The sequence below is a fragment of the Rhodococcus sp. CH91 genome (assembly GCF_022554085.1).
In the GTDB taxonomy this organism is placed as follows: Bacteria; Actinomycetota; Actinomycetes; order Mycobacteriales; family Mycobacteriaceae; genus Rhodococcus.
In genome coordinates, this window is sequence record NZ_JAKFYR010000014.1 from 1 (window position 1) to 19,094 (window position 19,094).

Consider the following 19,094-nt stretch of genomic DNA (forward strand, 5'->3'; position numbering starts at 1 on the left):
GATGCGTGCCGAGGCCCATGTGGGTCCGGGCAGCGACAAGCGCGACGTGAACGTCCTCGAGGGTGCCGATCGCAGTCCCGCTGATCATCCTCGTGAGTGATCGGACGAGGTAGCGGCCGCAGACGGTAGCGGCCGGCCCTCCGCCGGAACGGAGTGGAGCGACATGACCGGAGCCGAGTCGGCCGGGACACTTCCCGCCGAAGTCGATGTGCTGATCGTCGGCGCCGGTATCTCCGGCATCGGGACGGCCTACCACCTGAAGACGAAGCGACCGGGGACCAGCTTCGCGATCGTGGAGTCCCGCGACGCGATCGGAGGCACCTGGGACCTGTTCCGCTATCCCGGCGTCCGTTCCGACTCCGATCTGTACACACTCGGCTTCGAGTTCAAGCCGTGGACGAAGAAGCACGCCTACGGGCTGGGGGACGAGATCCTCGACTACCTGCGCGAGGCAGTCCAGGAGAACGATCTCGCGCGGTATCTGCATCTCGGGCACCGGGTGGTCGGCGCTCGATTCTCGACCGGGTCGGGGCGGTGGACCGTCACGTTGGACAGGTCGGGAGACGCCGAGACGGTCACGGTGAGCTGCAGGTTCCTCTTCTCCGCGACCGGCTACTACGACTACGAGGCCGGTTACACCCCGGAGTTCGAGGGCAGCGACGACTTCCGCGGACAGATCGTCCATCCCCAGCACTGGCCCGACGACCTGGACTGTGCGGGCAAGAGGGTGGTCGTCATCGGCAGTGGAGCGACGGCGGTGACCCTCGTACCCGCCATCGCCGACGACGCCGCGCACGTGACGATGCTGCAGAGGTCCCCGTCGTACGTGCTGTCGTGGCCACGCGAGAACAAGCTCGCGAACGCGGTACGGCGCCTGCTCCCCGAACGCGCGGCCTACCGTACGAACCGCGTGCTGGGTGTCCGGCTGCTGCACGAGATGTACCGATCGGCGAGACGCGCCCCCGCACTCGCGCGCCGGGTGCTCAGCCGCCGGGCCGCACGTTCCCTGCCCGACGACTATCCGATCGACGTGCACTTCGGCCCGTCCTACGACCCGTGGGACCAGCGATTGTGCGTGGCGCCCGACGCCGACCTCTTCGACGCCATCACCCGAGGTGACGCCTCGGTCGTGACCGACCGGATCGTCCGGTTCACCCTCGCCGGGATCGCCCTCGAGTCGGGGCGCGAGCTCGAGGCCGACGTCATCGTCACCGCGACCGGCCTGGCGATGCTGCCCTTCGGCGGGATCGATCTCGAGGTCGACGGACGACCGATCGACCTGCACGAGTGCATCACCTACAAGGCCACCATGCTCACCGGCGTCCCGAACTTCGCCTTCGCATTCGGTTACACGAACTCGTCGTGGACCCTCAAGGTCGATCTCACCGGCCATCACCTGTGCCGGCTGCTCGACCACATGGACCACCGTGGCTACGCCGTCGTCACCCCGGTCTGCGACGATCCGACGGTCGGTGGAGGGCCGTTCTGGAACCTCACGTCGAACTACCTCCGGCGATCCGAGGACGTCTTCCCCACGTCCGGGGCCGACGGCCCGTGGACGATGGAGCAGAACTACTATCTCGATCGCCGCCGGTTACGTCGCGACCCCGTCGATCATCCGGCGTTGCGATTCTCGCGCGTCCCGGCGTCGTCCACGGCAGCGCCGCCCCGTCGCGACATTTCCGATCAGCGGGCGGAAGCCTGACGGGAACCGTTCAGCACGTCGCCGGGAACACCCACGACCAGTGCGCGTGCGGCGCTCGTCACCTCGGCGACCCGGGTCACGCCGAGCACCGTCAGTGACGCGGTCGCCAGGGTTTCCGGCAGGCTCGCGTCGATGTCGCCGTCCGCGCGCGTGGAGATGACCGATTCGACGAGCCGGAAGGGCAGATCGATCCGCGGGTCGTCCCCGCCGACGATCTGCGACGCGAGTTCACGATAACGCCGGTACAGACGCCGGCGGTCGCGGCGGAAGACGTCGAACGAATCGGTGCGCAACTCCGGAAGGTGGTAGAGCGCACCGAGATTCCATCTCCCCGCACACAATTGGGCGGCGTCGAACCAGGTCAGTGCACACAACCGCAGGTCGGCGGGCAGTGCGTCCCCGAGTCCGTCGTCGAACTCGATCGTCGGTTCGACGGTGCCCTCGAGCAGTGCTACGAGGATGTCGTTCTTCGTCGCGAAATGGTTGTACAGCGATGCCTGCCGGATCCCCACGGTCTCCGCGATCAGGCGTGTCGACGTACTCGCGAATCCGCGTGTGGTGAACAGCTCGGCCGCCGCATCGAGAATCTCTGCGCGGGCGTTGTTTCCGGGTCGGCGCGGGGCGCGGAGGCGGGGTCGTCCTGGTCCTGCTTGGCTCACCCCTTCACCCTGACACATCGAAATGTCCAGCAACACTGCAGAGTTCGAGTGGTGAGCATTCTGTCACCTGGATGAAACACAAGAAACGGAGTCGTTACGCGCAGGACATTCGCCGAAGATGCGCGACCGGAAAACTGTCGATCGACAGTTTCCCCCACCCGCCGATCGGAGCGCCATGACCGAGACACTCGCGACCGCCACCACGCACGCCGCTCGTGCCCACGCCCGAGCGCAGGCCGGAACCGTCACGGACGCGATGCCGATCGTCCCCGCCTCCTCCTGGCCCGCCCCGCCGAACGGCCGTGCGGCAGCGATGACCTGGGCCGAGACCGTCCCCGGCGGCCGCTACACCGGCAAGGTTCTCGCCCGCGGCACCCGCCTGCGGTTGCGGGACGTCGACGGCACGGCCTGCGCGCACGTGCTGCTCTTCCGTGCCGATGCGCCGCACGAGCGGCTCAACGTCGCCGACACCGTGAAGGTGCCCTGGCAGGCCTATCTCGGAACCGGGCACCCCCTGCTCTCCGATCAGGGCCGACTACTCGCGACCATCGTCGCCGACACCTCCGGCCGGCACGACGCCCTGTGCGGCACCACCCATCTCGCCGGAAACACCGCGAAGTACGGAGCAGGAGAACTTCATTCGTCGTCTCCGGCGGGCCGGGAACTGTTCTCCGTCGCCGCCGCCAAGCACGACCTGCAACCGCGCGACCTGCCGCCGTCCCTGTCCTTCTTCCACGGTGTCCGTGTCGAGGAGGACGGAAGGCTCGTCAGCACCGGTAACGCCGGGCCCGGCGCCTACGTCGACCTTCTGATCCACCTGCCGGTGATCGTGCTCGTCGCCAACACCGCACACCCGCTCGATCCCGATCCCGAGTTCACCACCGGCAGCCTGGAGGTTCTCGCCTGGCGAGCACCGGAAGAACTGAATTCGCTGCCGAACACCGACCCCGAATACCAGCGCGCCGTCCTCAACACCGACGACGCCTGGGCCGCCGCCACGTCCGAAACGGAGATCCGCCGATGACCCTCACCGCAGACACCGCAGAACTCGCCCTCGTTCCCGGTCGCGTCGTCCTCGACGAGATCGTCGGACTCCGCGGACCGTGGTCGGCCGTCGTCGCCGCGGGAGACGTCCTCACGATCGTCGACCTGCACGGCAATCAGGCCGTCGACACGCTCGTCTACGACGCGCACGACACCGGCCGGCGATACAGCGCGGCGGCCACCGTCACCGCACAGCAGAATCTGTTCCTCACCACCGGATCCGTCCTGCGCGACTCCGAGGGCGCTCCGCTGATGACGCTCGCCGCCGACGAGGTGGGAAATCACGACACCGTCGGTGGCGCGTGCTCGCAGGAGTCGAACACCCTGCGCTACGGGCACCACACGAAGCATCAGCACGCGTGTGTCGAGAACTTCCTCATCGAGGGCGCGAAGTGGGGCCTCGGCAAACGAGATCTCGTCTCCAACATCAACTTCTTCATGAATGTGCCCGTCGAGGCGGACGGCACCCTCGGCATCGTCGACGGGCTCTCCGCTCCCGGAAAGCGCCTCGCGCTCCGCGCCGAGCGCGACGTACTCGTGCTCGTCTCGAACTGCCCCCAGATCAACAACCCGTGCAACGGCTTCGATCCCACGCCGGTTCGCATGATCGTCACCCGCGAGGAGTGAGCCTGCCATGACCACCAAGATCGGCGTAGAACGCCCCGGAATGCTCACCACCGTCCAGGACTATCCGGGTCGCACCGGCTACTGGCAGATCGGCGTACCGCCCTCCGGGCCCATGGACGACCTGTCCTTCCGTCTGGGCAACGTGGCTCTCGGCAACGACGAGGGCGCCCCCGGCCTCGAGACCACGATGGCAGGTCCCGCGCTGCGTTTCACCGAGGACACCGAGGTGTGCGTGACCGGTGCTCCCGCCGTCGTCCAGGTCGACGGAGTCACCGTTCCGCAGTGGCGGCCCGTCACCGTTCCGGCCGGCGGACTGCTCGACGTCGGCGTCGTCTCCGGTCCCGGCCTGCGCGTCTACATCCTGGTCCGGGGCGGACTCGACGTTCCCGAATTCCTCGGCAGCGCATCGACGTTCACGCTCGGCACGTTCGGTGGTCACGAGGGCCGCACCCTTCGCGAAGGCGACGTCCTCGTCGTGGGTGACGACCCCCGCGGTGAGAGCGCGCCCGTCCCGTCCGAACACGTACCGGCTCTCGGCACGCGCTGGGAGATCGCGGTGACCGAAGGCCCGCACGGCGCCCCCGAGTTCTTCACCCGCTCCGACATCGACACCCTCTACGCCACCGAGTACGAGGTGCACTTCAACTCCGATCGCACCGGGGTCCGGCTCATCGGCCCGAAGCCGGAATGGGCCCGGACCGATGGCGGGGAAGCGGGGCTGCATCCGTCGAACATCCACGACAACGCGTACTCCGTCGGTGCGCTCGACTTCACGGGCGACACCCCGATCCTGCTCGGCCCCGACGGGCCGAGCCTGGGCGGCTTCGTGTGCCCGGTGACGGTCGTCGCCGCCGACCGCTGGAAGCTCGGTCAGCTCGCACCCGGCAACACCGTCAGGTTCGTCCCCGTGAAGTCGCAGCACAGCGCGTCGCGCCGCGAACTGGGAGTCGGTCGTCGTGCCGGTCTGTCGCTGGTCGCGTCGGGCGGCGGCGACGGCGACGACGGAGTCCTGGCCCGCCGCGACGGGCACACCGCCGTCACCTACCGCCGCAGCGGCGACGACAACGTGCTCGTCGAGTACGGCGACATGACGCTCGATCTGGCGCTGCGGGCCCGCGTGCACGCCCTGCACCAGCGCCTCGAAGCGCAGCGCCCTGCCGGCCTGCTCGAACTCACCCCCGGTATCCGGTCGCTGCAGGTCAAGGTCGACCCGGATGTCCTGCCGGTACCGGTCCTGCTCGGTCTGCTCGCCGAGGTCGAGGACGGTATCGGCGACAGCGACGAACTGGAAGTGCCCAGCCGTCAGGTGCGCCTGCCGCTGTCCTGGGACGATCCGGCGACCCGCGAGGCCATCCAGCGCTACATGCACGGCGTGCGGTCGGACGCGCCGTGGTGCCCGTGGAACATCGAGTTCATCCGTCGCATGAACGGCCTCGACACCGTCGCCGACGTGTTCGACACGGTGTTCGCCGCCGACTACATGGTGCTCGGACTCGGCGACGTCTACCTCGGTGCACCGGTCGCGACACCGCTCGACCCGCGGCACCGGCTGGTCACCACCAAGTACAACCCGGCCCGCACGTGGACCCCCGAGAACGCGGTCGGTATCGGCGGTGCGTATCTGTGCATCTACGGCATGGAAGGCCCCGGCGGATACCAGTTCGTCGGCCGCACCACCCAGGTGTGGAATCACCGGCACCCGCAGCCGGCCGGGCCCTTCGAGGACGGAACGCCGTGGCTGCTGCGGTTCTTCGACCGGATCTCCTGGTATCCCGTCGACCCCGAGGAACTGCTCGATCTGCGTGCCGATCTCGCGGCCGGCCGCGGCGGGGGAGTGGAGATCACCGACGGGACCTTCTCGCTGGCGGACCACCGGAAATTCCTCGCCGACAACACATCCTCGATCGCGGAGTTCCAGGCGACCCAATCCGTCGCCTTCGCGCAGGAGCGGGCACGGTGGAAAGCGACCGGCGCATGACGACCGCCGAACGGATCCGGCTTGCAGGAACCCGGTTCGAGCGAACGCTGCTGGCGCGGCCGGGCACCGAACCCGACACCACCACCCGGGTCACCTGGGTGCAGGGCGAGAAGTTGTACTGCGATCTGAGGCAACCCGCCTCGTTGCCTGTGGTGACGGCCTCGACCGCGAACGACATGGACCTCGACGATCTCGTGGCACTCGCGGCGCAGGACGGATTCGCGGGCCGGTTGCTCGACCGCGGCGATCACGTCGAGTGGGAACGCGCCGTGTCGTTCCACCCGCTCGGGCCGACACCCGACGCCGGCAGCCTGGCCGTCCTCGACGCGGACACGATCATCGAACACGGTGTGTACGAGGACTACACGGAACACTGGCACATCGCCGGCGTCTCGTCCGACATCGAGGAGTACCTGCTCGAGGACATCGACACCGGGGCGACCGCGGTACTCGTGCGGGTGGGGGAGACCTTCGCGTTCGCGCGCGGCCGCGACCACACCCCCGGATCCGGTTCCCTGCTCGAACGCATCAGGGGGGCGGCGACACTCCGCGAGGCCCGCGCAGTGCTCGACTGCGAGGTCGCCGTCGGCCGAGTGTGCGCCGGCCGATGGAACATCACCGCATCGACTCTCCCGTATCGGATCGGGGACGACCTCGACCCCGACTTCGGAGACGAGATCCACACGAGCGACGTCACATTCGACGGAACGCCCGTCACGAGGCGGTGGCGTCCGCTCGACCCGAACCCCAGGAGGGAACCATGACCTTCACCAGCATCCCCGTCGTCGACGTACACGCACTGGTCTCCGCCGACGACAGCGGACGGGAAGCGGTCGTCGAGGAACTCGGGCGTGCCGCCCGCGAAGTCGGTTTCGCTCAGATCGTCGGGCACGGTATCGATCCCACCCTCATCTCGGGACTGAAGACAGCCGCAGAACGCTTCTTCGCACTGCCCGACGAAACCAAGATGTCGGTCTACATAGGCAATTCGTCGAACCACCGCGGCTATGTGCCGCCGGGTGAGGAAGTGTTCGCCGGTGCCACACCCGATCACAAGGAAGCGTTCGATCTGTCCATCGATCTTCCCGCCGACGATCCGGACTATCTGGCCGGCAATCCGCTGCTCGGACCGAACCAGTGGCCCGACCTGCCGGACTTCGAGAAGCCCGTGGGGGCGTACTACGATGCCGTATTCGGTCTGGGCCGTGTGCTTCTGAGGGCTTTCGCCGAGACGCTCGGCGAGCCGTCCGACCTGTTCGATCGGTATGTGACGACACCGCCGGCGCAGTTGCGGATGATCCATTATCCCTACGATCCCAGTGCATCCGACCGCCCCGGTATCGGCGCCCACACCGACTACGAAGTGTTCACGCTACTTTTGCCCACGGCGCCGGGACTCGAAGTGGTCAACGCCGACGGGGACTGGATCGAGGTGCCCTACCGCGACGATGCTTTCGTCCTGAATATCGGTGACCTACTGGAGATCTGGACGAACGGCGTGTTTACAGCGACGTCACATCGGGTGCGTAAGGTTGCTCAGGAGCGTTACTCGTTCCCCTTGTTCTTCAACGTCGATTACGACACCCGGGTCGAGCCGCTGGAGAGGTTCGTCGACGCGGACGGACCACGATACGACGGAGTGACGGCCGGCGAGCATCTGTTCGCACAGACCGCTCAGAGCTTCACCTATCTCCGCAACCGGCTCGCCTCCGGCGAGATCGCTCTTCCCGACAATGCCCGCCCCCTCTATTCGCTCGGACGCGAAGCCCAACGCAGCGCTCCTGCCGTCTGACCTTCTCCATACGGAGCTGCCATGATCATCACCGGTGTTGCCGTGTGCCTCGTCGTACTTCTCGGGGCCGGCTTCTACTCCACCCGCAAGGTCCGCGGACAGGCCGGCAACTTCCTGCTCGCCGGTCGCTCGCTGGGCGCACCCGTTCTCGCCGTCCTGCTCATGTCCCAGGTCATCGACTCCAACGCGACCCTCGGTTCGGCCGACCTCGCGGCCGGATTCGGATTCTGGGCCGGCGCGGCGATGCCCCTCGGCGTCGCGCTCAGTGTTCTGCTCGTCGGAATCTTCTTCGCGAAGCGCCTGCGGGCGACCGGCGTGGTGACCCTGCCGGAGTTCTTCGCCCGGCGCTTCGGGCGCGGCACCGAGATCACCGCCTCCGTCCTCACCGTGGGCAGCTTCGGCATCCTCCTCGCCGGCAACCTCGTCGCACTGGCCTACCTCCTGCAGTACTTCCTCGGTCTGAACTACACCGCCGCGGTACTGGTGATCATCCCGTTCGTGCTCGCCTACACGATGGCCGGCGGCATGTTCGCGAGCGTCTACACCGGCATGGTCCAGTTCGCCGTCATGGCCGTCGGCATCGTCTCCCTCCTCGCATGGGTGGCCCTCGGTCCCGGCTTCACCCACGGTGACGGCCTCGGCATCGGCGATCTCGGGCAGCTCACCGACCCGGCGCAGGGCGCCGCGATCAACTGGGCCACGATCGTCGCTCTCGGACTCGGCAACCTCGTCGCGATCGACCTGATGCAGCGTGTGTTCTCCGCCAAGTCGCCGCACGCGGCGCAGCGCGCCTGCTTCTCCGCGGCGACCGGCATTCTCCTGCTGTGCGTGCCGCTCTCGTTCGTCGCTCTCGCCGCGGTCTCGATCGTCGGTGACAGCGCCGCGGACGCGCCGATCCTCTACGTCCTGCTCGGGCAGTACACCCCTCAGTGGTTGTCGATCCTGGTCCTGTCCGGTCTGGTCACCGCGTCGCTGACCACCATCAGTGGGGTGCTGCTGTCCACCGCGACGGTCCTGGTGCGCAACGTCTTCCGAGTCGGTGGCGAGAACGCCGCGATGTCCTCGGACGTCATGAAGGCCACGCGTCTGCTCATGCTGCCCATGGCGGCCTTCGGCGCGCTCGTCGCCCTGCGTGTTCCGCAGACGGGTATCCTTCTCACCCTCACCTTCGACCTTCTGCTCGCCTCGCTCGTCGTTCCGTTCATCCTCGGGCTGTTCTGGTCGCGTGGGGACGGGCGTGCCGTGGCCGCCGCCGCGATCGCCGGCATCACGGTGCGTGCCGGGTTCTTCGTCCTCACCCCGACGATCTACGGCGTCGACAACACCCTGCTGTACATCCCGAACTCGCTGGTCACCTCGTCCGTCGACGGCTGGACCACCTTCATCGGATTCCTGGTGTCGCTGGTCGCCTACGTGACGGTCGCGCTGGTACGCCGCCCCGTCCGCGCGGTCACCGTTCCGGAACCGGTCGTGGTCGCGAAGCAGCCGGTCGCGGTGTAGTCCGCGTCCGCACACGAGTCGAGCCCGCCGCAGAGATGCGACGGGCTCGACTCGTGTGAGGTGCCTACTTCTCGAAGACGATGTCCTCGACGAGGGTGTGCTGTTCCACCGCGGAGGGCGCCTGCATACCCGGGGCCTGATCGTCCGAGTGCGCGGCCTTGAAGGAATCCGAACGCAGCCATGCCAGGAAATCGTCCTTGGAGTCGAATTCCATCGTGGACAGGTAGGGAAGGCCTTCGGCTGCCGGGCGGAGCAGGGTCGTGCGGTTCAGGCCCGGCACCCCCTCCAGTGTCGAGCGCATGCTCTCGACGAACACCGTCTCGAACGAGTCGGCGGTCTCGGCGGGAACTTCGATGCGGTTGGTGATGACGTACACGGCGAGCCTTTCCGGATCACGTGTGGGCCCTCGAGCCCGCGACGACTGTACCGACCGCTTGTACCTGCGATTGTTCAGCGTTGCACGATGTCGATCGTTCCTGTGCACACGGCATTCTGGGTGTTGACGAACCACCAGCCCGCGCCGGTCTGGAGGGTGACGGTGAAATCCACCGTCCCGGTGCCGGTCCAGGTGCGGTTCACCGGGATTCGCGGATGTTGCTGCCATGCCTCCTGGTCGCTGACGCTCCGGCCGGATCGCCCGGTGTTGCGGTTGTGCCAGTCGACGAGCACCTGGGTGCCGTACCAATTGATGCCGATGCTGGGGATCAGGCCACCGGGTGGAATCGGAAGTTCGTTGCCGCCGGACAGCAGGAGTGACGGCTCGAGTGGCCCGTCCGGTGGCGCCGATTCGCCGGACGCCGCGTGAACGGTCCAGGTGAACGGTGGTGCCCAGAAGAGCGGATTCGCACTGGAACAGGTCATCGTCGTGGATGTCGGCGCAGCCTGGGCGACGCCCCCCGCTGCGACCATCGCCGTCCCCACGACACTTGCGGTGAATACCGCTGCCGCTGCGCGCCGGATCGATTTCCGTGTCATATGTCCTCCCTGCCTCGACGACAATTCGAACGTCGCCGGATACTCTGCACCTTTTTTCCGCCGGCCGCAGGTTATTTCGTGATCAGGCGCCGAATCTGCCTGCGACCACGGACTCCTCGGCAGCAGGACCGCCGATCATCGGGTCCGGGCTCCACCCGAGGATCGGGGGGACGAAGACGCATTCGAGCGGCCCGGCCGAGCCGGGGTCCAGGGCCTCGAGCACGAACCATGCGGCATTCGGATCGTTGACGATGCCGGCATGCTCGACGAAGTCGTTTCCGCAGTGGTCCTGCAGCACGATGTTCGTCGCGTTCGGTGCTTCGCGGTAGCCGCTGGTGTACGGGAGAACGATCTCCTCGTAGCGGGTCATGATGTTCGTGTACGTCACCTCGTCGGCATAGACCCCGGCCTGCTGGATCGTGTGGATCCAGTCCGAACCGGCGAGGACCTGCGGGCACGCACCGCATCCGATCGCGTGGACGAGATTCTCCACGTCCTGGCGCACCCCGGCGTGCTCGAACAACTCGAACGAAGCCGCGAGAAGGAAAGCGTGGCTGCCTTCGTAGACCGGGCCGAGGGAGACGTAGTCGTCGACCTTCTCGTTGCCACCGAGGAACTTCACGTACCAGACGGGCATGAGCGTGCCCTGCGAGTGGCCGATCAGGTCCACCTTCCCGGCGCCGGTCGCGGCGAGCACCTCGTCGACGAAATCCGAGAGCTGCTGCGCACTGTCCTCCATCGGCAGCAGGCCGCCGACGGCACCGAGCGGCCACGGAAGGTCGGCATGGTTGCCGTAAGTGAGAGCGAAGACGCAGTACCCCTCGTTGGCGAGGAGGGGGCCGAGATACGACCAGTTGTTCTGCCGGTTGAGCACCGTGCCGTGGACGAGGACCACCGGATCGGGGTGTTCCTCGGACGGTGTGCAGCCCCAATCGTTGGTGCCGGGTGCGCTGCCGTGCGGATCGCCGAATTCCTGTGCGAATCCGTCGAGGAACGTCTTTCCGACGGGGAGAGGAGGTGCGGCCGGTTCCTCCGCTGCTGCCGTTCCTGCCCCGACGATCGTGAAGGTGGCCGCGAGTGCCGCGGCGACCCATGAACGTATATGCATCGACCATCCCCCTGAGGTGTGTGGATGGGGCAGAAAGTTAACAGAAATTCTCTCCTACGGGAGGGCGGTGCCCTGCCGGTGGGAGTGGACCGCAGGGGGTTTATGTGATCCAGATCACGACACATCCTGTCCGCCCCTGTTTTCGCAGCTCACCGCGTGATGACGTGCTGTCCGCAGCAGGTGTGTCCCCTCGATGTGATCCGGAATTCGTGGAGCCGCGCACGACCACTCGCTACCTTTGATGACGATCGAGTGCGCCGACACGGGCAGATGGAAGTGAGAGATCATGGGCAGGTCCGCAGCCCCTGAGCGAACAGCCGAATATCCCAGACCTTCGCACACACTTCTCCACCTCACGGATACACATCTCGTCGGTGGAGACGAACTCCTCTACGGCACGGTCGACGCGGACACCCGCCTCCGGACGATCCTCGACGACATCCGCGCTTCGCAGGTCCGTCCCGATGCGCTGGTGTTCACCGGCGACCTCGCGGATCGGGGCCAGCCCGATGCCTACCGGAAACTCCGCGGCCTGATCGAGCCGCTCGCCACTGCACTCGGCGCCGAGATCGTCTGGGCGATGGGCAACCACGACGACCGGGCCACCTTCCGCGAAGAACTGCTCGACGAATCGCCCACCGGTGCGCCGATCGACGGTGTCCACGACATCGGTGGACTGCGGATCGTCACGCTCGACACGTCGGTTCCGGGTCATCACTACGGTGAGGTCTCCCCGGAGCAGCTCACGTGGCTCGCCGACGAACTCTCGACGCCGTCTCCGTTCGGTACCGTTCTCGCACTGCATCATCCACCGGTACCGAGCATCTTCGACATGGCCGTCCTCGTCGAACTGCGCGACCAGGCCGGTCTCGCCGACGTTCTGCGCGGAACCGATGTGCGCGCCATCCTCGGCGGACATCTGCACTACTCCACCTCGGCGACCTTCGCCGGTATCCCCGTGTCCGTCGCCTCGTCCACCTGCTACACACAGGACCTCAACGTCCCCGTCGGTTCGCAGCGCGGACACGACGGTGCACAGGGGTTCAACCTCGTGCACGTCTATCCCGAGACGATCGTGCATTCGGTGGTGCCGAGCGGGAGCTACGCCACGGCCGGGCAGCCGCACAGTGCAGAGGACGCAGCACGGCGACTCGCCGAAGCCGGTATCCGTATCCCGGAGAACCCCGGCCTCACCGTCCGCGTGTAGACCGCGGAGAACCCGGCAGACCCGTCACGGTCTGCCGGGTCTCGTTTCTCAGCCGGGACGGCCGGACTCCCAGGGCGCCGGGATCGGGTAGTACCGCTCGAGGAACTGCGTCACCTTCGCTGTGCGTAGTTCCAGGTCCACCTCGGGGGTGCTGCCGTCGTTGAGGCAGAACAGGTCGTGCTTGCGCCGAGCCAGGATCGTGTCGAGCCGGCGCAGTCCGGACTCGGCGGTCGTGTCGACGTACTCCACCTTCGCCGTGGTCTGCTGTACCGCGCGGCCGGTCATCAACGCGTAGTAGTGATAGAAGGAGTTCGTCACCGAGATGTTGTCGGCGGCCCGGAACGGACTCGCTGCCGTCGCCGCGAACTCCTTCGCGAACTCTCGCTCCATCTCGGCCATGATCGATCTGCGGAGCGGCACCGGAGTGTGTTCGAGGTGCCGAGTGATGGTCACCCCGAAGCGTTCCTTCAGCAGCGTCCGGTTCATCCGAGCCGAATTCTCGAACCCGCTTCGCGCCTTGTGGTTCCGTCCGAGTCCGATCCGGACGTCGCACTCGATGAACTTGCTGACCCCACCGCCGGAGAAGAACAGGTCCGGGCGCACCGGGCGACCGAAGAACATGTCGTCGTTCGAGTACAGGAAGTGCTCGGACAATCCCGGAATGTGATGCAGCTGCGACTCGACCGCCATCGAGTTGTAGGTGGGCAGCACCGACGGATCGGAGAAGAACTCCTCGCTGCGCACGAACGTGACACGCGGGTGGTCGGCGAGCCAGGCCGGTCGCGGCGAGTCGGTCGCGACGAAGATCCGCCGCACCCAGGGCGCGTACATGTGCACCGATCGCAGGGCGTACTTGAGCTCGTCGATCTGCCGGTAACGTGCGGGCGAGTCGTCGCCTTCCCCGACGACGTAGTTCTGCATGAGCTTCGCGCGCTCGGCCTGGAACGACCTCGACGACCCGTCGACCCACGAGAAGACGAGGTCGATCTCGAACGGGACGTCCCCCGGGTGGAGGTCGAACATTCCCTCGATGGTCGGCCACAACTGGCCGTACCGCTCGACCGTCGTCCGGCGCATCTCCTCGCGCAGGGCCGTCATGCGGGTCAGGGCGTTGGGGCGAGGCATGATCACCTCGTCGCCGCTGTACGACCACAGTTCGATCTGCACCCCGTTCGACGCCCCGTAACGCAACCCGCTGGTGAGTTCGACCCGGGGCCGGAACAGTCGGAACACCCGGTCTTTCTTGCTGTGCGAGAGGTGCCCGTCGGCCACGAGCACGGGACGGCGCTTCGAACCGACGGCCTTCGAGTAGAAGGGTTCGTCGGCGCATCCCTCGGCGAGGGCGGCGCGCAGCCTCTTCCGGTCGCTCCGATCGATCGCCAGAATGGGGCGCTCGCTGTGGTCGCGCACCAGAAGATAGTCGATCCGCGCGCGGTCGAGCACGCGACGGAGGAACAGCACGTCCTCCACCTGCGCCTCGTGCGGTGTGGTCGTGGTGATCGGAATCGCGTAGCGATCCTCGAACCATACGACCTCCTCGTGCGTCGCCGGTCCGCGAACCGTGGCGTGTACGCGTGGGCGGGTGTCTCCGACCTGTTCGGAAAGGGAGACGAAAGAAACGTTGTGGGGGGCCGGCGTGTGCGTCGGAATCTCCTTTCACGGGTCGGGACAGGAACGTCCCATTTTAACGCCGATCTGAGCTAAGTTCCCGCGTCGGCGATGTGACGATCCTGTGAACGCGGGCGCTGCCGCGGCGCGGGAGGTGGCGAACCGACGGTGTAGCCTGTGCGCAGGACTCGACACGGGGTGCCGGAAACGGCTGAGAGAACACCCGTCGAACCTGATCTCGATCATTCGAGCGAAGGGATGCCGAGCCGGCGACAGCCACAGGGCTGTCCCTGTCACGCACCCTTCCCGACCCAGGGAAGGCAGAGAAATGTCCTTGCAGAACCGGATCGTCCTCGTCACCGGCGCCGGCCGCGGCCTCGGACGCAGCATCGCGCAGGCGTTCGCCGACGAAGGCGCCGCGGTCGTCCTCGACTACCGGACCAGCGGCGACGGCGCACACGAACTGGCCGAGACGATCGGACGCGATCGCGCAGTCGCGCTCCGGGCCGACGTCACCGACCGCGCCGAGGTCGAGTCGCTGTTCGCGGCTGCCCGCGACCACTTCGGGCGACCGGTCACCACGGTCGTCAACAACGCACTACCCGATTTCTCCTTCAACGGTGACGCCCGCGCCAAGGCCGACGAGATCGGATACGCCGACTTCGGAGCCCAGTTCGACGGCGTCGTCGGCGGTGCGGTCAATGTCGTCCAGGCGGCGCTGCCGGGGATGCGGGAGACCGGTGGCGGCAGCATCGTCAACATCGGAACCAACCTGTTCCAGCATCCTGTGGTCCCGTACCACGACTACACCGCCGCGAAGGCGGCGCTGCTGTCGCTGACTCGCACCTTCGCCGCCGATCTCGGACCCGACGGCATCCGCGTCAACATGGTGTCCGGTGGTCTGCTGCGCACCACCGACGCGTCGTCGGCGACTCCCGAAGCGGTGTTCGACCTGATCGCGTCGTCGACGCCGCTCCGGAAGGTCACCACGCCGGAGGATTTCGCTGCCGCGGTACTGTTCTTCGCTTCCGACTGGTCGCGAGCCGTCACCGGGCAGAACCTCGTCGTCGACGGCGGGCTGGTGATGAATTGAAGGCCGGCCCGCGCACCCTCCACCTCAACGCCTTCCTGTACGGGGTGGGGCACCATTCGTCGGCATGGCGGCATCCCGGTTCCGCTGCCGAACGCATCGGCGACATCGCGTATTTCGAGGAACTGGCGCGAACCGCCGAGCGAGGCTGCCTCGATGCGGTGTTCTTCGCCGACGGCCACAGTGTCGACCCGAAGTACACGGCAGGGACCACCTGGTTCCTGGAACCGCTCACCGCGCTCGCGGCGATGGCACGTGCCACGACACATGTCGGACTCGTCACCACCGTCTCCGCCAGCTTCTACACTCCCTTCCATGCCGCGCGTCTGCTCGCCTCGCTCGACCACATCAGCGGCGGCAGGGTCGGTGCCAACATCGTCACCTCGATGTTCGACGCCGAAGCGCGCAACCACGGGTTCGACGTCCTCCCACCCCACGCCGAACGATACGCACGGGCAGAGGAATTCATCGAAGTGCTCCTCGCGCTGTGGGATTCGTGGGGCGAGGGCGGACTGCTCGTCGACCGGCAGGGCGGACGATATCTCGACGCCGACGCCATCCACCCGATCCACCATCGAGGCAAGCACTTCCGCGTCGACGGCCCGCTGACCGTGCCGCGATGCCCGCAGGGCCGTCCCGTGCTGTTCCAGGCCGGTGCATCGGACACCGGCCGCGATCTCGCGGCCCGTTACGCCGAAGCCGTCTATTCCGTCGCCTGGGACATGACGGCGGCCCTCGACTACGCTACCGACCTGCGCGCGCGAATCACCGCGTCCGGCAGGGACTCCGGATCGGTGGCGATCCTGCCGGGACTCGTGACCTACGTCGGCCGCACGGAGGAGGAGGCGTGGTCGAAGAAGGCGGCCCTCGACGCGCTACTCGACGTCGACGCGGCCGTGGCGCAGCTCGGAGTCTTCACCGGCCAGGACTACACGGCCCACGACCTCGACGGCCCCGTCGACGACCTGCCGCCCATCGAGCAATTCACCGGCCCGCAGGGACGCTACGCGACGGTGCAGCGCATCATCGAGACCCGCCGCCCGACCCTGCGTCAACTGCTCGGTTACCTTGCGGCCGGCGGTGGGCACGCGACGATGGTCGGTACCCCCGAATCCGTCGCCGACAGCATCGAGGAGTGGTTTGCTGCGGGCGCCTGCGACGGCTTCAACCTCATGTGCCCCGCATACCCCGGCTCCCTCGACGACTTCGTCGATCTCGTGGTGCCGGAGCTGCAGCGGCGCGGTCTGTTCCGCACCGAATATCCCGGTACGACGCTGCGCGACTCGCTCGGCCTGAAGACGATCTAGGGAAGCGGACAGAAGCGCGAAACGGTCAGAGGAGCGGGTTGTAGCGCGAACCTTCGACCGTTTCGCGCTCCGGAGCCGGCCGGTGTGTCTTTCGCCTGAGCACAGCGCGCTCGAAACGGCCGACGACGACGTCGAATCGCGACAATTCCGCCCAGTTCCAGCGGATCACCTCGAACCCGAGATCCCGCAGTGCGTCTTCCCGCGCCTTCTCGGCGAGCAATCTGTGGTGTTCGGTGTACTTACCGAGACCGTCGAACTCACCGATGACACCGAGGTCGCGCCAGAGGAAATCGACTCGATACCGGCGCCCGTCGCGGGCGACGATCTCCGGTTGGAGATCGGGTATCGGCAGACCGGCTTCCCTCATCCGCAGCCGTGACAACGACTCGCCGACACTCTCACTTCGGCCGTCGAGCAGGCGTGCCACCGACTCCGCCGCAACTATTCCTGTACGGCCCCGCGACGCAGCGAGGATCCGGGGCAGGTCGGAGCGAGCGCTCGGATCCGACCGCAGTGCCGAATCTCCTATGACGAGGGCGCGGGGGCGCGACAGTGTGCGGGCGACGTCGACGATGGTGCGAGCGAGGGAGGTGACGCGGAGTCCGTCCACGTCGACGATGTCGTCGTCCAGACCGGATGCGTGAATGTGCAGGTCATCGCTCAACCGGCAGCTTCGCATCGCCGGGCGGGTGAAGTGAACGCGTTCGAGCGGCGCATCCCACACGTCGAGACCGTGTAGAACAGCGGCGGATATGTGGCTGACAGCCTCGTCCGTGCGCAGCCTCGAGCCGACGAAGCGTGCTCGCAGCAGATGCACGCCGACAGGGTCCGACGAGTCGAAGTCCCGTCGCGTCATGTACATGCCACGTGCGATCCTGACCAGTTCGCCTCGTCGGAGTTGCGTTCGTATCGCGCGATCCGACACGCCGGATTCGATGAGTTGCGCTCTCGTCCACATCTGATCGGTCATGAGACCGATCTTCGGGGCCCGCCCGCGTCCGGTCCGGAGGGTCGGCCTTCACACGCGAGAACTGTGGAGAAACGAGGACCCTGTGGACGAGAGCGTGCTCAGTATCGCTTCGGGGGCGGGCGCTCGCTGGCAGTGGATAGGATCGGCGATCCGCGATCAGCCACCCGGAGTGGGTGTCGCGGTCGTCTCCGACCCCGGTGCTCGGGCCGGATCGTCCGGCTCCTGGTACTCCGATCCGTAGAAGATCGGCAGGATCCCCTTGACCAGGGTCAGGGCCGAGCCTTCACCGGACGGCACGGTGGACAGGTTCGTCGCGACCACGAGGGTCAGATCGGTCTCCGGGTCGTGGCCCATGAAGGTCATGAATCCGGGGAGCTGACCGTCGTGTCCGAGCAGCGGTCCGAAGCGGGCCATACCGAGACCGTATCCCGCGGTTGCCGCACCCACCGACCGGATGCTGTCCAGTCGGGTCTGCTGCATCTGCTCGTCGAGCAGACCCCCGCCGACGAGCGCTTTCACGTAGGTCGTCATGTCGCCCACGGTGGAGATCGCAGCACCGGCGGTCCACGTCCACGACGGATTGTCGTCGGTGACATCGTTCGGTTTCACCGTCCCCGCCACGGCGGCCGGCTGCTCGTCTTCGGGCAGAGCGAAGGTGTCGATCGTGGAGACGTTGGTGCCGAACATGTACCCCTGCGGATGCGGGTCGGGGATCGATGCGTCCTCGATGGCAGGGAACGAGGTGTTCGCCAGGCCGAGCGGAGCGAAGATCCGTTCTTCGAACGCTTCGGCGACCGGCATCTCGGTCAGCTCCTCGATGACCAGGCCGAGCAGGACGGTATTGGTGTTGCTGTATTCGAACTGTTCTCCGGGTGCGAACTCGACCGGATGGGAGAAGGCGATCTGCAGCAGCTCCTCCGGTGTCCATGCCTTCTCCGGTTCCCGGTCCAGGGTGGCGTTGAACTCCGGGTCGGCACTGTAGTTGTACAGACCGCTGCGCATCTCGGCGAGCTCGGAGATGGTGATCGTCTCGCCGTTCGGTACGCCCTCGACGTAATTCGAGATCGGGTCGTCGAGCGAGAGTTGTCCTTCTTGTACCAGTTGCAGGATGACGGTGACCGTCATCGTCTTCGTGTTGCTACCGATCCGGAAGTGGTCGGTGGCCGACAGCGGATCGTCGGCGTCGATGGTTCCCGTGCCGAAGGTTCCGGTCCAGTCCCCACGATCGGGGGAGCTGATCTGTACCACCGCCCCGGGAATTGCGTTGTCCTGCATCAACTGGTCGACCGTCGATTCGACATCGGCCACATACTCGGGCTGAGGCTGTTCGGTGGATGCGGGGGAGGGTGTGGACTCGGATCCGGTCTCGTCGGAACTGCATGCCGAGGCGGACAATACGGCCACCGTGATGATCGAAGCTGCGAGCATCTTCATGGGTCGTCCACTTTCGAGTCTCGGTTTCAGCCCCTGTGAAACGTTCCGCTCAGACTAGCCCGCGTGTCATCCTGAAAAGGACCGATCTCT

The 19,094-nt window shown here is 66.7% G+C and carries 17 protein-coding genes and 1 riboswitch; of the genes, 10 read left to right on the top strand and 7 right to left on the bottom strand.

What is annotated here, in order from left to right; genetic code table 11:
- The first annotated feature begins 163 nt into the window (after positions 1–163).
- Complete coding sequence (locus MOM01_RS20730) at positions 164–1,705, top strand: flavin-containing monooxygenase (RefSeq protein WP_241387332.1); 1,542 nt, start codon at positions 164–166, stop codon at positions 1,703–1,705.
- Here MOM01_RS20730 and MOM01_RS20735 read toward each other — a convergent pair.
- Positions 1,687–2,364: a TetR/AcrR family transcriptional regulator gene (locus MOM01_RS20735; RefSeq protein ID WP_308197022.1), complete on the bottom strand. Its 678-nt coding sequence runs from the start codon at positions 2,362–2,364 to the stop codon at positions 1,687–1,689. The genes MOM01_RS20730 and MOM01_RS20735 overlap by 19 nt on opposite strands.
- Positions 2,365–2,539: 175 nt before the next feature.
- Between MOM01_RS20735 and MOM01_RS20740 the strand changes: the two genes are divergently transcribed.
- The 6 genes from MOM01_RS20740 to MOM01_RS20765 are packed head-to-tail and all read left to right on the top strand — an operon-like array spanning position 2,540 to position 9,305.
- Positions 2,540–3,388: an urea amidolyase associated protein UAAP1 gene (locus MOM01_RS20740; RefSeq protein ID WP_241387333.1), complete on the top strand. Its 849-nt coding sequence runs from the start codon at positions 2,540–2,542 to the stop codon at positions 3,386–3,388.
- Entirely contained in the window at positions 3,385–4,035 is a 651-nt protein-coding gene (locus MOM01_RS20745; RefSeq protein ID WP_241387334.1) for an urea amidolyase associated protein UAAP2, read from the top strand. The genes MOM01_RS20740 and MOM01_RS20745 overlap by 4 nt, the downstream gene beginning before the upstream one ends.
- Positions 4,036–4,042: 7 nt before the next feature.
- Positions 4,043–6,013 (top strand): 5-oxoprolinase/urea amidolyase family protein, encoded by a 1,971-nt coding sequence (locus MOM01_RS20750; protein WP_241387335.1) that lies wholly within the window; start codon positions 4,043–4,045, stop codon positions 6,011–6,013.
- Positions 6,010–6,777, top strand: a complete 768-nt coding sequence (locus tag MOM01_RS20755) for a hypothetical protein (protein WP_241387336.1) — start codon at positions 6,010–6,012, stop codon at positions 6,775–6,777. The genes MOM01_RS20750 and MOM01_RS20755 overlap by 4 nt, the downstream gene beginning before the upstream one ends.
- Positions 6,774–7,805 (top strand): isopenicillin N synthase family dioxygenase, encoded by a 1,032-nt coding sequence (locus tag MOM01_RS20760; protein WP_241387337.1) that lies wholly within the window; start codon positions 6,774–6,776, stop codon positions 7,803–7,805. Before MOM01_RS20755 ends, MOM01_RS20760 begins: the two co-directional genes overlap by 4 nt.
- 21 nt (positions 7,806–7,826) lie before the next feature.
- Positions 7,827–9,305: a sodium:solute symporter family protein gene (locus MOM01_RS20765; protein ID WP_241387338.1), complete on the top strand. Its 1,479-nt coding sequence runs from the start codon at positions 7,827–7,829 to the stop codon at positions 9,303–9,305.
- A 64-nt stretch (positions 9,306–9,369) separates the two neighbouring features.
- Here the strand turns inward: MOM01_RS20765 and MOM01_RS23380 are convergent, their stop codons facing one another.
- The 3 genes from MOM01_RS23380 to MOM01_RS20780 form a co-directional block, all read right to left on the bottom strand.
- Positions 9,370–9,681 (bottom strand): antibiotic biosynthesis monooxygenase family protein, encoded by a 312-nt coding sequence (locus MOM01_RS23380; RefSeq protein ID WP_241387339.1) that lies wholly within the window; start codon positions 9,679–9,681, stop codon positions 9,370–9,372.
- Positions 9,682–9,755: 74 nt separating this feature from the next.
- Positions 9,756–10,280: a hypothetical protein gene (locus tag MOM01_RS20775; RefSeq protein WP_241387340.1), complete on the bottom strand. Its 525-nt coding sequence runs from the start codon at positions 10,278–10,280 to the stop codon at positions 9,756–9,758.
- 82 nt (positions 10,281–10,362) lie between these two features.
- Positions 10,363–11,388 (bottom strand): esterase/lipase family protein, encoded by a 1,026-nt coding sequence (locus MOM01_RS20780; RefSeq protein WP_241387341.1) that lies wholly within the window; start codon positions 11,386–11,388, stop codon positions 10,363–10,365.
- Between the two features lie 286 nt (positions 11,389–11,674).
- Here MOM01_RS20780 and MOM01_RS20785 point away from each other — a divergent pair, with 286 nt between their 5' ends.
- Positions 11,675–12,595, top strand: coding sequence for a phosphodiesterase (locus MOM01_RS20785; RefSeq protein WP_241387342.1), 921 nt, complete (start codon positions 11,675–11,677; stop codon positions 12,593–12,595).
- 48 nt (positions 12,596–12,643) lie between these two features.
- Here MOM01_RS20785 and MOM01_RS20790 read toward each other — a convergent pair whose 3' ends face one another.
- Entirely contained in the window at positions 12,644–14,101 is a 1,458-nt protein-coding gene (locus tag MOM01_RS20790) for a stealth family protein (protein ID WP_241387405.1), read from the bottom strand.
- 286 nt (positions 14,102–14,387) lie between these two features.
- A riboswitch (TPP riboswitch) is annotated at positions 14,388–14,479 on the top strand.
- A 52-nt stretch (positions 14,480–14,531) separates the two neighbouring features.
- On the opposite strand from MOM01_RS20790, the gene MOM01_RS20795 reads away from it, so the two are divergent.
- Positions 14,532–15,296 carry a 3-oxoacyl-ACP reductase gene (locus tag MOM01_RS20795; protein WP_241387343.1) on the top strand — a complete coding sequence of 255 codons (765 nt, stop codon included), beginning with the start codon at positions 14,532–14,534 and terminating at the stop codon, positions 15,294–15,296.
- Entirely contained in the window at positions 15,293–16,600 is a 1,308-nt protein-coding gene (locus MOM01_RS20800; protein ID WP_241387344.1) for an LLM class flavin-dependent oxidoreductase, read from the top strand. Before MOM01_RS20795 ends, MOM01_RS20800 begins: the two co-directional genes overlap by 4 nt.
- 25 nt (positions 16,601–16,625) lie before the next feature.
- Here the strand turns inward: MOM01_RS20800 and MOM01_RS20805 are convergent, their stop codons facing one another.
- Positions 16,626–17,570: a type IV toxin-antitoxin system AbiEi family antitoxin domain-containing protein gene (locus tag MOM01_RS20805; RefSeq protein WP_241387345.1), complete on the bottom strand. Its 945-nt coding sequence runs from the start codon at positions 17,568–17,570 to the stop codon at positions 16,626–16,628.
- Positions 17,571–17,726: 156 nt separating this feature from the next.
- Positions 17,727–19,004 carry a serine hydrolase domain-containing protein gene (locus tag MOM01_RS20810; RefSeq protein WP_241387346.1) on the bottom strand — a complete coding sequence of 426 codons (1,278 nt, stop codon included), beginning with the start codon at positions 19,002–19,004 and terminating at the stop codon, positions 17,727–17,729.
- Between the last annotated feature and the right edge of the window lie 90 nt (positions 19,005–19,094).

Excerpts from the sequence above, each read along its gene's own strand:
- MOM01_RS20805 (WP_241387345.1), bottom strand. The coding sequence starts at position 17,570 with ATGACCGATCAGATGTGGACGAGAGCGCAACTCATCGAATCCGGCGTG.
- MOM01_RS20765 (WP_241387338.1), top strand. The coding sequence starts at position 7,827 with ATGATCATCACCGGTGTTGCCGTGTGCCTCGTCGTACTTCTCGGGGCC.
- MOM01_RS20775 (WP_241387340.1), bottom strand. The coding sequence starts at position 10,280 with ATGACACGGAAATCGATCCGGCGCGCAGCGGCAGCGGTATTCACCGCA.
- MOM01_RS20745 (WP_241387334.1), top strand. The coding sequence starts at position 3,385 with ATGACCCTCACCGCAGACACCGCAGAACTCGCCCTCGTTCCCGGTCGC.
- MOM01_RS20750 (WP_241387335.1), top strand. The coding sequence starts at position 4,043 with ATGACCACCAAGATCGGCGTAGAACGCCCCGGAATGCTCACCACCGTC.
- MOM01_RS20760 (WP_241387337.1), top strand. The coding sequence starts at position 6,774 with ATGACCTTCACCAGCATCCCCGTCGTCGACGTACACGCACTGGTCTCC.
- MOM01_RS20810 (WP_241387346.1), bottom strand. The coding sequence starts at position 19,004 with ATGAAGATGCTCGCAGCTTCGATCATCACGGTGGCCGTATTGTCCGCC.
- MOM01_RS20795 (WP_241387343.1), top strand. The coding sequence starts at position 14,532 with ATGTCCTTGCAGAACCGGATCGTCCTCGTCACCGGCGCCGGCCGCGGC.
- MOM01_RS20740 (WP_241387333.1), top strand. The coding sequence starts at position 2,540 with ATGACCGAGACACTCGCGACCGCCACCACGCACGCCGCTCGTGCCCAC.
- MOM01_RS20785 (WP_241387342.1), top strand. The coding sequence starts at position 11,675 with ATGGGCAGGTCCGCAGCCCCTGAGCGAACAGCCGAATATCCCAGACCT.
- MOM01_RS20780 (WP_241387341.1), bottom strand. The coding sequence starts at position 11,388 with ATGCATATACGTTCATGGGTCGCCGCGGCACTCGCGGCCACCTTCACG.
- MOM01_RS20730 (WP_241387332.1), top strand. The coding sequence starts at position 164 with ATGACCGGAGCCGAGTCGGCCGGGACACTTCCCGCCGAAGTCGATGTG.
- MOM01_RS20755 (WP_241387336.1), top strand. The coding sequence starts at position 6,010 with ATGACGACCGCCGAACGGATCCGGCTTGCAGGAACCCGGTTCGAGCGA.